The sequence below is a fragment of the Plantactinospora sp. B24E8 genome (assembly GCF_039871735.1).
Classification (GTDB): Bacteria; Actinomycetota; Actinomycetes; order Mycobacteriales; family Micromonosporaceae; genus Plantactinospora.
Map to the genome: position 1 here is coordinate 209747 of NZ_JBDPMH010000009.1, position 12221 is coordinate 221967.

Sequence of the window (12221 nt, forward strand, 5' to 3'; positions counted from 1 at the left end):
CACGCCCCTTCCGTCCGTTCCGGACCGGCGGACGGCCCGTACCCCGGCGGCGGCGTCCCGGCAGGCAGGCCGCCAGCGTCTCAGCAGGCCGCCAGCGGAGCGACCTGGGCACCGTCGGCCAACTCGGAGGCGAGCTGGGCTCGGTGCTCCGCCACCGCCCCACGGTAGACGGCGAGCAGCCCGGTCGCGGTACGCGCCCAGGAGAACGCCCGGGCGTGCAGCACCGCACCGTGCGCCAGTTCGGTACGCCGCCGCGGCGCCGCCAGCAACCCGGCGAGGACCCGGGCCCAGTCGGCCGGATCGTGGCCGTCGACAAGTACTCCGCTCACCCCGTCCCGGACGGCGGTGACCAGCCCGCCGACCGCGGCCGCCACGACCGGCGTACCGCAGGCCTGCGCCTCCAGGGCGACCAGGCCGAACGATTCGTTGTGTGACGGCACCGCGACCAGGTCGGCGGCCTGGTAGAGGGCCGGCAGGGCGTCACCGGTCTGCGGCGGCAGGAACCGTACCGCGTCGGCGATGCCGAGCCGGGCGGCCAGCTCGATCAGGGCGGTCGGCCGGTCCAACCCGCTGCCGCTCGGACCGCCGGCGATGACCACGGTGGCCGTGGCGGCGATCCGGGGGTCCCGGGCCCGCAGTTCGGCGAACGCGTGCAGCAGGACGTCCGGCGCCTTCAACGGCTGGATCCGCCCGACGAAGGCGATGATCGCGCCCTGCTCGGGCAGGCCCAGCCGCCGCCGGGCGGCGATCCGGGCCTCGCCGGCCAGACCCGAGTCGGGCGGCCGGAAGCGGTCCAGGTCGACACCGGGCTCCACCACCTCGACCCGGGCCGGGTCCGCGTCGTAGCGGGCGATCAGGTCGCGGGCCTCGACGGCGGTGTTCGCCACCAGCCGGTCCGCCTCGGCGACCACCTGCTCCTCGCCGATCACCCGGGCCTTCGGCTCGGGCCGGTCCCCGTCGGCCAGCCGGGCGTTCTTGACCTTGGCCAGGGTGTGCGCGGTGTGCACCAGCGGTACGCCCCAACGTTCCTTGGCCAGCCAGCCCACCTGACCGGAGAGCCAGTAGTGCGAGTGCACCAGGTCGAAGTAGCCCGGTGGCCGGGCCGCCTCGACCCGCAGCACGCCGGTGGTGAAGGCACAGAGCTGGCTCGGCAGCTCCTCCTTGGCCAGGCCTTCGAAGGGGCCGGAGATGACGTGTCGGACGTGCACCCCGGGCGCCATCTCGACCAGGGGTGGCAGGTCGCTGGAGGTGGCCCGGGTGAAGATCTCGACCTCGACGCCGGCCTCGGCCAGTCGCCGGGAGACCTCGACGATGTAGACGTTCATGCCACCGGCGTCACCGGTGCCGGGTTGGTGCAGCGGTGAGGTGTGCACGGAGAAGGTGGCGATTCGACGCGGGGTCGGCCACGGTTGGGTACCTCGCTGCCGGGCCACGCCGGTGTGCGCTTCCGCCACGTCCGCTCCTTCTGTCACGGTGTTACGCCGTCCCGCACGACCGGGGCACCTCAACAAGAACCACCCGACCGGGTGACATCTTCCCCATCCGATGACCCGCAATCCTCCGGACGTCCCGGATAGGTGACCGACCTCATTCGACCGCGACGGGTGGATCTCCTTAGATGCCCGACCGGCCCGCGGCGGCGTCGCCGCCCGCACCGCGATTCCCGCCGGATGCCCTTCCTGCGGATCCGCCCGACGGTCTGCCCCGGGCCGGGCGGCGACGGCGGCGACGGCCTGGGACAGAATGAGCCGATGACCTCTGTCGCGATCGTCACCGGTGCGTCCAGCGGAATCGGTGCGGCCACCGCCCGCCGGCTGGCCGCCGAGGGCTTCCACGTGCTCGCCGCCGCCCGCCGCGCCGACCGGCTCGACGCGTTGGTGAAGGAGATCGAGGCCGCCGGCGGGCAGGCCACCGCGCAGGTCTGTGACGTCACGTCCGACGGATCGGTGGCGGCGTTGACCGCCGTCGCGGGCGAACTGCCCGGACCGGTCACCCTGCTGGTCAACAACGCCGGCGGGGCCCGCGGCCTGGACCCGGTCGAGTTGGGCTCGGTCGCCGACTGGCAGTGGATGTACGACGTCAACGTGCTCGGCACGCTGCGGGTCACCCAGGCCCTGCTGCCACTGCTGGAGTCCTCCGGCGCCGGGACGGTCGTGGTGCTCAGTTCGACCGCCGGGCTGATCGTGTACGAGGGCGGCGGCGGCTACACCGCCGCCAAGCACGCCCAGACCGCGCTCGCCGAGACGCTGCGCCTCGAACTCTGCGGACGACCGGTCCGGGTGATCGAGATCGACCCGGGCATGGTGAAGACCGAGGAGTTCGGGCTGGTCCGGTTCGGTGGCGACGCCCAGCGGGCCGCCGCGGTCTACGCCGGGGTGGCCGAGCCGCTGGTCGCCGAGGACGTCGCGGACTGCGTCGCCTGGTGCGCCACCCGCCCCCACCACGTCAACGTGGACCGGCTGGTGGTCCGTCCGCTGGCCCAGGCCGCCCAGCACAAGGTGCACCGGGTCACGCCCGACGCCGGCAGGTGAGGCGTCGTGTCGCCGTCCCGGCCCGCCGGGGACCCGGCGACCGGACCGGCCGCGTCCCGCCCGGTCGGCGGTACCGGCAGTCCCCGGCCGGTCGGCGGTACCGGCAGCTCCCGCCCGGTCGGCACGGTGACCCGGGGGACCACCAACCCGAACCGGTTGCGCCGGGTCGACAACTGGATCGCGGCGACCTGCGGCGACCTGCTCCGGGACGCGGCGGACCCGCTCGTCGTCGACCTCGGCTACGGGGCCAGCCCGGTCACCGTGGTCGAACTGCGCAACCGGCTCGCCACCGCGGTCCGGCCGGACGTCCGGGTGGTCGGACTGGAGATCGATCCGGTACGGGTGGCCGCCGCCGAACCCGCCGCCGCCCCGCCGGGACTGACCTTCGGCCGGGGCGGCTTCGAGTTGGCCGGGCTGCGCCCGGTCCTGGTCCGGGCGTTCAACGTGCTGCGCCAGTACGCCGAACCGGAGGTCGTACCGGCCTGGCAGATCATGACCGGGGCGTTGCGACCCGGCGGGGTGCTGGTCGAGGGGACCTGCGACGAACTCGGTCGGATCGGCGGTTGGCTGCTCGTCGACGCGTCCGGGCCGCGCTCGTTGACGCTGGCCGCCCGGCTCGCCACCCTGGACAGCCCGGCCGTGCTCGCCGAACGGCTACCGAAGGCGTTGATCCACCACAACGTGCCCGGCACCCGGGTGTACGCGCTGATCCAGGCCCTCGAGGACGGGTGGCGGGCCGCTGCCCCGTACGCCACCTTCGGCCCCCGGCAACGGTGGCGGCGTACCATCGAGGCGACCCGCGCGGCCGGCTGGCCGGTGCTGGACCGACCCGCCCGGTGGCGGCTCGGCGAGGTCAGCGTCCCCTGGTCGGCGGTGGCCCCACCCGGTACGTCGTGGCCCTGACCGGCGCTCCGGCCCCCTGTCGACAGGTCAGCCCGGCACGTCGCGTCGTCGGGTCACCTCCCGCAGCGTGGTCGGGTCACACCGGAGCCGGCCGGGCGGGGGCGGTACCGACGGTCAGCCGGGCCCGGCGCACGGACAGATTGACCGCCAGTCCGCCGACGAGCAGCACGGTCGCCTCCAGCGGGCCACTGCGGCGCGGCGCGATGTCGAACCGCTCGCGGGCGTCCGCCCCGAGGACCGCCGGATCTCCGAGTCGGTCCAGCATCGCCCAGCGAGGAACCCTGGCCGGCGTCGATCCCTTGTCGACAACCCGGCAGGTGGAAAGCGTCAGAGGGCGCAGTTGACCAGGACCGGCTCCGGGTGCAGGGTGGCACCGAACCGGGCGTGCACCCCGTCGCGGATCTCCCGGGCCAGCGCCAGCAACGCCGCCGTCGACCCGTCACCCGGGTTGGTCAGGGCCAGGGTGTGCTTCGACGAGATCGCCACCCCGTCGGCTCCCCGGTAACCCTTCGGGAAGCCGGCCTTGTCGATCAGCCAGGCGGCGCTGACCTTCACCGTGTCGCCGCTGCCCGGCCAGGACGGCGGCTCGCCGAGGTCGGCGGCCCGGTCCCGCAGCGCCAGGTAGGCGGCCGAGTCGAGCACCGGGTTGGTGAAGAAGGAGCCGACCGAACGGGTGTCCGGGTCGGCCGGGTCGAGCACCATGCCCTTGCCGGCCCGCAGTGCGCGTACCGTCGCCCGGGCGTCGGCCAGCGGCACCCGGTCGCCGATCTCGGCTCCGAGCGCCCGGGCGAGTTCGGCGTACCGGACCGGGGCGGAGAGCGGCGAGCGGAGCAGCCGGAAGTCGACACTCAGCACGGTCCACCGGTCGTTGTGCTTGAAGACGCTGGCCCGGTACCCGAACCGGCACTCCTCCGGCGTCATCCGGACCACCTCCCCGGCGACCCGGTCGTACGCCTCGACTCCGGTCACCGTCTCGGCGACCTCCTGCCCGTACGCCCCGACGTTCTGGATCGGGGTGGCGCCGGCCGAGCCGGGGATGCCGGAGAGGCACTCCACCCCCGACCAGCCGGCCTCGACGGTGGCGGCGACCAGGTCGTCCCAGGGCTCGCCGGCCGCCACCCGGACCGTCACCGTCTCGTCGTCCGTGGCCACCACCTGGAAACCCCGGGTTCGGACCAGCAGCACGGTGCCGGGGAAGCCGTCGTCCGAGACCACCACGTTGCTGCCGCCGGCCAGCACCAGAATCGGCTCATGCCGCGATTCGGCGTCACGTAGACTCTGCACGATTTGCTCTGTTTGGGTGGCGGTGACCAGTTGTCGAGGCGCCCCGCCGAGCCGCAGAGTCGTATAACCGGCCAACCGTCCGGGGCCGGCGGAGTTCATGGCGCTTGTCAGTCGGGCATTAACGTCTGGCACACCATTCACCCTAGGCTGAGAGACAGCCCGGCCGGTGGCGGCCCGGTCTCACGGGAGGATCGTGATGAGCAGATTGCACGGCACGAAGGACTTCTGGCTCGGCGCACTCCGCACCGAGGGGCCGACGTTCGAGGCCGCGATCACCGAAGCGCAGCCAGACCTGCGGGTGCCGTCCTGTCCCGACTGGACCGTCACCGATCTGGTGCACCATCTCGGCTCGGTCTACCAGTGGGTCCGGGGTGTGGTCGGCCAGGGGAACACCGGGGTGCCGGACCGTCGTACCGTGCCCGAGGGGCTGCCGACCGGCCCGGCGGCGGTCGAATGGTGGCGGACCGAGTACGACCAGCTGATGGCCGTACTGGACCGGCTCGACCCGGAGGCTCCGGCATGGAACTGGGCGCCGCAGCCGAAGAAGGTCGGCTTCTGGCACCGCCGGATGGCCCACGAGACGGCGGTGCACCGCTGGGACGCCCAGATGGCGGTCGCGGCCGGCGAACCGCTGGAGGCCAAGCTCGCGGCGGACGGGATCAGCGAGGTGCTCGACACCTGGCTGCCGGCCGGCCGCCGCGCCTCCGAACAGGGCTGGCACGGCGTGGTGCAACTGGTCGCGGCCGACGCCGGCCAGGAGTGGTACCTGCGGCTGCGCGGCACCGGGGTCGCGCTGCTCGACACCGACACCATCCTCGACACCGACGACCACCACGCCCGGGCGCACCTCTCCGGTACGGCCAGCGACCTGCTGCTGGCGCTCTGGGGACGGGTCGGCTTCGACGCCCTCGACGTGGCCGGCGACGCCAGCCTGCTGGACGGCCTCCGGGTGCACTGACGCGGGGCAGCGACTCAGTCCGGCAGCCGTCCGTGTACCCGCAGGGCGGTCCGGTGGGTGGTGGCGTCGAAGAGCACCAGGCGGGCGGTGCCGACCGTGGCCGGACGGGCCGTGGTCGCCACCGCCTGACCGGTCGGCAGTCCCCGCCCGTACCGGGAGGCTCGCAGCGCCCGGCACTCGGCGAGGATCTCCGGACCGCCCCGCCGGTGGATCGCCCCGTCCACCCCGCCACCGCCGAGCAGTGACGAGTTCGCGGCGTTCACGATCGCGTCCACCCGCTCGCCGGTGATGTCGCCCTGGACCAGCTCGATCTCCATCAGACCCGACCGACCGTCATCGCCCGGGACCGACCGGCGCGGGGACCGGGCCGGAGGCCGGACTCTCGACCGGCTGCCCCAGGACACGCCGGGACAGCAGCGCGGCACCGGCCACCGCCGCCGGCATCAGCAGCACCGCGCCGAGCGGGATCAGGAAGCAGAGGAAAACCGCGACCCCGAAACCGAGCGCCAGCGGGCGGTGCGCCCGCAGCATCCGACGCCGGTCCCCCAACCGCATGCCCCGCCGGTAGAACGGCACACCGACCAGTTCCACGGCGAGGAACCAACCGCCGACCAACGCGGCGATCACCGGGACGACGAACTGCCCGACGACCGGGATGAAGCCGGCCAGAAATAGCGGAATGCCGACCAGCACCGACCGGAGGACCAGCCGCAGCGAGTCCGCCACACTCCGCCGCAACGACCGCCACCAGGAGACCTCGACCTCGTTCGGCACCCCGCCGTACCGGCCCTCCACCCGCTCCGAGATCGCCTCGTAGAACGGGTCGCCGATCACCAGGGTCACCGCGGTGAAGGTGAGCACTCCGAGCAGACCGCCGAGGCCGACCAGGGCGAGTCCGGCGACCAGCCGGAACCCGTCCTGCGTCCAGCCCGACCAGTCGTCGGCGAAGGGTGTGATCAGCTCGGCGAGATCGTCGGCGTAGTAGATCAGGGCGGCGAAGCCGGCGAGGTAGAGCGCGCCGGAGATCAGCCCGGGCACCATGCCGAGCAGGACCAGCCCGGGGTTGCGGACGTAGACGCCGAGGCCCCGGAAGAACAGGCCGACGCCGGCGCCGAACCCGGAGGCGAACGGGCGGACCCGGCCGGCCGCCGCCCGACCGATCGTGGGGGTGTGCACGACGGGAAGCGTAGTGGCCGCCGCGTCACCCGGCAGCCGGACGGCGCGCCGCCGCAGGGCGGCACGGCGTAGCCGGAGCCGGGGTCGGACCGGGGCGGAGCCGGCGGGCAGGATGGGACGATGCGTGCCGCGCGGCTGATCTCCCTGGTCCTGCTCCTACAGAACCGGGAGTCGATGACCGCCGCCCAACTCGCCCACGAGCTGGAGGTCTCCGAACGGACCGTGCACCGGGACGTGCTGGCGCTGAACGCCGCCGGCATCCCGGTGTACGCCGACCGGGGTCGGGCCGGCGGATACCGACTGCTCGGCGGCTACCGGACCCGACTGACCGGCCTCAGCCGTGACGAGGCCGACGCGCTCTTCCTCTCCGGACTGCCCGGACCCGTCGGCGACATGGGACTGACCGAGGTGGTGGCGACCGCCCGGCTGAAGGTGCTGGCCGCGCTGCCCAGCGGACTACGTGACGCGTCGAACCGGGTGGAACAGCGTTTCCATCTCGACGTGCCGGGCTGGTTCCGGGAGGCGGATCCACCGCCCTGGCTCGCCGAACTCGCCGGTGCGGTGTGGCGGGATCGGACCGTCGAACTGCGCTACCAGCGCCGGGACCGGGTGGAGGTGACCCGGACCGCCGAGCCGTACGGGCTCGTCCTCAAGGGCGGGGCGTGGTATCTCGTCGCCCGGGTCGACAGCGGACACCGTACCTACCGGGTCGACCGGATCGTAGGCGTCAGCGTCGGCGGTGACGGAGCCGACTTCGACCGCGACGAGTCCTTCGACCTGGTCGGTTACTGGGCCGGGCAGGCCGAACGGTTCGTCCGGCACCTGCTGGCCGACGAGATCACCGTACGACTCAGCCCGGCCGGGCTGCACGCCCTCCGGTACGTCGCCGAGTCCCCCGCGGTACGGGAGGCGACCGCCAACGCCGGGGAGCCGGACGACGACGGTTGGGTGGTGACCCGGCTGCCCGTCGAGTCGGTCGACGTGGCGTACGGCCAACTGCTCAGCCTCGGCCCGGAGGCGGAGGTGCTGGCCCCGCCGGAACTGCGGGCCCGGCTCGCCGACGCCGCCCGCCGCCTCACCCGGCTCTACGCGGGGCACTGACACCTCGGCAACAGCCGGCCTGGGCCACCGGCCCGCACCTCTCACCAGGTCATCCGCCGCCCCGACACCGCCCGGTCGTGTCCGTGTCGCTGCACGTTCGCCCTGGATGGCTAGCTTCCATGATCGACATCTGCGCGTCGCCCCGGGTCGGTGCCCGCCCCGGAGTTCGGGCGAACGAACCGTCTCCTCGGCAATCGACCGGGACCGGTGACAAAAGACAAGGAACAGCATGGCCACTGACCACAACAACGATCGAGGACTCAGCCGCCGTACGCTGCTCGGCGCGGCCGGCGTCACACTCGGCGCCGTCGCGGCCTCCGGCACGCTCGGAACCGCCGCGTCCGCCGCTCCCGGGAACGCCGGCAGCGTGCCCACCGGCGGCGGGAAGCCCGGTACCGACGCGCCGCTCCGGTTCGCCCTGGTCTCCGACACACACCTCAACCCGGCGGCGCCGAACCGTACCGACTCCATGCGAGCGGTCTTCCAGGCGATCGCCGCCCGGGACCCCCTCGCGGTCCTGCACTGCGGCGACATCACCGACTCCGGCTCGCCCGAACAGATCGCCCTGTACCAGTCGACGATCCCGGCCGGGCTCGCCGCCCGGATCCGGTACACCCCGGGCAACCACGAGTTCCGCTGGGACGTCTCCGCCGGAGAGACGTACCACCGGGCCTTCGGCCCCACCCCTCGGTCGTTCGACATCGCCGGGGTACACGTGGTGGCGCTCGACCCCGCGATGCTGCTCCAGGAACCGGGCCACTTCGGCGGGCCGCTGCTGGACTGGCTGGAGCGGGACCTCTCCCGGGTCGGCCGGCACACCCCGACCGTCCTGTTCCAGCACCATCCGGTCGGCGACACCTGGTACTTCGCCGACGACCAGGACCGCTTCCTGGAGCTGGTCGAGCGGTACGACGTCCGGGCGATCTTCGCTGGGCACGTGCACGCCGAGGCGGTACGACCGATGAACGGCCTGGTCGAGATCACCCTCAAGGCGGTCAAGGACGCCCCGCACTACTACTGGGCCGAGGGCACCCGCGACGAGGCCGGGCTGCCGCAGCTGGTGGTCACCCGGGTCGACCTGCTCGCCGACGGCACGACCAGTACCACCGCCGTCACCACGATCCCGCTGGCCGGCACCGGGCCGGGCAGCCGGGTCGAGCCGGAGAACGTCCAGGTCTCCGCCGCCGGGGCGTCGTTCGCGGTCCGGGCCGGGTTCGGCCGGACCACCCCGGTGGCCGTACGCGCCCAGGTGCTGCCGGAGACCGGCTTCAGCGGCACGATCAACACTCCGTACACCGAGCTGACCCGCTCGGGAAAGCACTGGCAGGCCGCGCTGGACGTCTCGACCCTGCCACCCGGGACACACCAGGTACGGCTGCGCGCGGTCGACGCCGACGGCACCTGGTGGGACACCGTCCGCACCGTACGGCTACCCGGCGCCGGACCACGGGTGGCCTGGGAGTTCGGCCTCGACGGGGCGGTGCAGGGCGCGCTCGGCACGGCCGGCGAGCTGGCGGTGGTCGGCTCGACCGGGGGCAGCGTCACCGCACTGTCGGTGAAACGCGGACGGTTGAAGCGGCAGTGGACGGTGGCTACCGGACCGGTCTACCGGGAGCCCGTGGTGGCGCCGGACGGTTCGACCGTCTTCGTGCCGGGGGCCGACCACACGGTGACCGCGCTCGACACCCGGAAGGGGCGGCACCGCTGGCAGGTGCGGACCGTCGAGCCGGTGCTCTCCACCCCGGCACTCGGCCGGGTCGACGGTGTCGACATCCTGCTGGTCGCAGCCGGTACGACGCTGCTCGCCCTGGATCCCGCCACCGGCCGCGAGCACTGGCGTACGACGCTCGGCGGCTTCGCCGCCGGTCGGCCGGCGTGCGACGGGGAGCGGGTGTACGTCGGCACCGGCGACGCCCACGCCCACGCGTACGACGCGCGTACCGGAGCGCACCTCTGGGCGTTCACCACCCGGGCCACCACCGACCCGAACACCGCCCTGCTCTACGGCCCGTGGGACGACCGTACCGTCCTGGTACCCGACGGGCCGGTGGTCTTCTCCACGGTCGCCGCCACCTGGGGTCTGGACCGGGCCACCGGCACCGCCCGGTGGTCGGTCTCCGGCTCGTCGATGTACGCCGGCCCACGGCTGGTGTCGGCCGGCGGCACGCCGGGCCTGCTGCTCATCCAGGAGCGGGGTGCGACCCTGCTGGTCGACCCGACGACCGGGGCGACCCGCTGGCAGACCCAGCTCGGCTTCCCGGTCTTCAACTCCGGCGCCGTCGTTGACGGCGGGACCGCCTGGGTGCTCGGCGTCAACAGCCAGCTCGGCGCGCTGGACCTGGAAACCGGCACGCTCGACCGGCTGGTGAAGCTCGGCGCCGGCTACAGCTTCTCCACCCCGGTGCTGCTCGGCGGCCAGGTGGTGGCCGCCGACCAGAACGGTCAGGTCCGCGGCGTCGCCCTCGACTGACGTGTGCGGGAAGGCCCCTTCCTGTGTGAGAACGACAGGACGGGGCCTTCCGCCACATCTCAGCGGTAGCCGGTGGCGTCGGCGGGCTTGCCCTGGCTCTCCACCTCGGCGATGTACCGCCAGGCGTCCGGGCGGCTGCCGTCGAGGTCGGTGAAGCCGTACACCTGGGCGAGTTGGCCGCTGGAGAGCGACTGGCCGGACCAGCGAGCCCGGTCCGGATCGGCGGCCAGCGCGGCGACGGCCCGGCCGACGTACGCGGGACTCTCCGAGATGACGAAGTGCGGCTCCTTCTCAGTCGCGTCCCGCCAGTTCTCCTCGGTGACGCCGAACTCGTCGAGCATCAACTCGGAACGCAGCCAGCCCGGGGTGAGCGCGACCGCCGTACCGCCGTGTTCGCGCAGTTCGTGTGACCAGATGTAAGCCAGCCGGTTCACCGCCGTCTTGGCCAGGTCGTAGAAGGCGGAGAGCCGGTAGTTGGTCTCGTTGTACTCCCGGGTGCCGTCGCCGACCTCCACCACCAGGCCGCCCGGGTTGCGGATCAGCAGCGGCAGCGCGTAGTGGCTGGTGATGAGGTGTGTGTCGATCGCCAGCCGGAGGGTGCGGAAGCCGTCGTCCAGGGACTGCTCCCAGATCGGCGTGTTCCAGCCGATCAGGTGCTCGGCGCCCCAGATGTCGTTCACCAGTACGTCGAGCCGGCCCTGCTCGCGGTCGATCCGTTCGACAAGCGCGTGGACCTGGTCACGCTCCAGGTGGTCGACCGGTACGGCGATCCCGACACCGCCGGCTTCGGTGACCAGTTCGGCGGTCTCCTCGATCGTCTCCGGCCGGCCCACCTCGGAACGTTTCTCCCGGGTGCTCCGGCCGGTGGCGTACACGGTGGCGCCGGCCGCGCCGAGTTGCACCGCGATCTGCCGGCCGGCGCCCCGGGTCGCCCCGGCGACCAGCGCCACCCTGCCCTTCAGGTCCTGTGTCGTCTCACTCATGGCACCGAGGTAACCAGCAAATCCCGACAACCGGTGTCCGGATTTCCGGCGGGGTCGCCGGATCAGGGGACGAGCCGGACCCGGACCCGTCGGTTGGCCCGGCCCTTGCTCTCCACCTTGACCACCTGGACCTTGCCGATCTGCGCGGTCGAGGCGACGTGCGTACCGCCGTCGGCCTGGACGTCGAGCCCGACGATGTCGACGATCCGGATCTCCTGCTCGTCCGCCGGGATCAGGTTCGACTGGGTACGGATGATGTCCGGCAGGGCCAGCGCCTCGTCCCGGGGCAGCACCCGGACCGCCACCGACCGGTCGGCGGCGACCTCGCTGTTGACCAGTTCCTCCAGCCGGGCCTTGAAGTCGGTCGGCACCTCGGGCAGGTTGAAGTCCATCCGGGCCTCGCCGGGTTCCATGTTGCCGCCGGTGACCAGCGCCCCGAAGTCGCGGAACACCACACCGCAGAGCACGTGCAGCCCGGAGTGGGTCCGCATCAGCAGGCTCCGCCGCTCGTCCTCCACCGCACCGGTGACCGCCGTGCCCACCGGCGGCACCGAATCCCCCTCGGCGGGAACCAGGTACAGCTCGTCACCCTTGCGGGTGCCGACGATCCGGGTCTGCACCCCCTGCCAGAGCAGTACCCCGTGGTCCGGCGGCTGGCCGCCGCCGCCCGGATAGAAGGCCGACCGGTCCAGCACGATCCCCTGCTCGGGGTCGACGTGCAGGACGGTGCACTCCCACTCCCGCAGGGTGGGGTCGACAAGGTCGAGACGGCTCGTACGGCCGTGCTGGTGAACACCCATGGGGCGCAGGCTACT

At 73.1% G+C, this 12221-nt stretch carries 11 protein-coding genes and 1 pseudogene; 5 read left to right on the top strand and 7 right to left on the bottom strand.

Annotated features, from left to right (window positions below; translation table 11 throughout):
- Nucleotides 1-80: 80 nt before the first annotated feature.
- Nucleotides 81-1454, bottom strand: coding sequence for a D-inositol-3-phosphate glycosyltransferase (gene mshA, locus ABGB21_RS16890; RefSeq protein ID WP_347651879.1), 1374 nt, complete (start codon nt 1452-1454; stop codon nt 81-83).
- Nucleotides 1455-1751: 297 nt separating this feature from the next.
- On the opposite strand from mshA, the gene ABGB21_RS16895 reads away from it, so the two are divergent.
- Together ABGB21_RS16895 and ABGB21_RS16900 are read left to right on the top strand one after the other, a co-directional pair.
- Nucleotides 1752-2531 (top strand): SDR family oxidoreductase, encoded by a 780-nt coding sequence (locus ABGB21_RS16895; RefSeq protein WP_347678469.1) that lies wholly within the window; start codon nt 1752-1754, stop codon nt 2529-2531.
- Between the two features lie 126 nt (nt 2532-2657).
- A complete protein-coding gene (locus ABGB21_RS16900) occupies nt 2658-3434 on the top strand; it encodes a class I SAM-dependent methyltransferase (protein ID WP_347678487.1) in 777 nt (258 codons plus the stop codon).
- Nucleotides 3435-3510: 76 nt separating this feature from the next.
- Here ABGB21_RS16900 and ABGB21_RS16905 read toward each other — a convergent pair whose 3' ends face one another.
- Nucleotides 3511-3699 (bottom strand): hypothetical protein, encoded by a 189-nt coding sequence (locus ABGB21_RS16905; RefSeq protein WP_347678471.1) that lies wholly within the window; start codon nt 3697-3699, stop codon nt 3511-3513.
- Nucleotides 3700-3761: 62 nt separating this feature from the next.
- Entirely contained in the window at nt 3762-4817 is a 1056-nt protein-coding gene (locus ABGB21_RS16910; RefSeq protein WP_347678489.1) for a UDP-N-acetylmuramate dehydrogenase, read from the bottom strand.
- Between the two features lie 97 nt (nt 4818-4914).
- Between ABGB21_RS16910 and ABGB21_RS16915 the strand changes: the two genes are divergently transcribed.
- Nucleotides 4915-5676 carry a maleylpyruvate isomerase family mycothiol-dependent enzyme gene (locus tag ABGB21_RS16915; protein ID WP_347678473.1) on the top strand — a complete coding sequence of 254 codons (762 nt, stop codon included), beginning with the start codon at nt 4915-4917 and terminating at the stop codon, nt 5674-5676.
- A gap of 107 nt (nt 5677-5783) precedes the next feature.
- Here ABGB21_RS16915 and ABGB21_RS16920 read toward each other — a convergent pair.
- Together ABGB21_RS16920 and ABGB21_RS16925 are read right to left on the bottom strand one after the other, a co-directional pair.
- Nucleotides 5784-5993, bottom strand: a pseudogene (locus ABGB21_RS16920) (macro domain-containing protein); the annotation flags it as partial.
- Nucleotides 5994-6009: 16 nt separating this feature from the next.
- Nucleotides 6010-6837 (bottom strand): EI24 domain-containing protein, encoded by an 828-nt coding sequence (locus ABGB21_RS16925; RefSeq protein ID WP_347651976.1) that lies wholly within the window; start codon nt 6835-6837, stop codon nt 6010-6012.
- Between the two features lie 135 nt (nt 6838-6972).
- Between ABGB21_RS16925 and ABGB21_RS16930 the strand changes: the two genes are divergently transcribed.
- Both ABGB21_RS16930 and ABGB21_RS16935 read left to right on the top strand, forming a co-directional pair.
- Complete coding sequence (locus ABGB21_RS16930; RefSeq protein WP_347678475.1) at nt 6973-7953, top strand: YafY family protein; 981 nt, start codon at nt 6973-6975, stop codon at nt 7951-7953.
- Nucleotides 7954-8182: 229 nt separating this feature from the next.
- Nucleotides 8183-10423, top strand: coding sequence for a PQQ-binding-like beta-propeller repeat protein (locus tag ABGB21_RS16935; protein WP_347678477.1), 2241 nt, complete (start codon nt 8183-8185; stop codon nt 10421-10423).
- 59 nt (nt 10424-10482) lie between these two features.
- On the opposite strand, the gene ABGB21_RS16940 is transcribed toward ABGB21_RS16935, so the two are convergent.
- Together ABGB21_RS16940 and ABGB21_RS16945 are read right to left on the bottom strand one after the other, a co-directional pair.
- On the bottom strand, nt 10483-11406 hold the full coding sequence (locus ABGB21_RS16940) for an SDR family oxidoreductase (RefSeq protein ID WP_347678479.1): 924 nt from the start codon (nt 11404-11406) through the stop codon (nt 10483-10485).
- Between the two features lie 62 nt (nt 11407-11468).
- Nucleotides 11469-12206, bottom strand: a complete 738-nt coding sequence (locus tag ABGB21_RS16945) for an alanyl-tRNA editing protein (RefSeq protein WP_347678481.1) — start codon at nt 12204-12206, stop codon at nt 11469-11471.
- Nucleotides 12207-12221 lie beyond the last annotated feature (15 nt).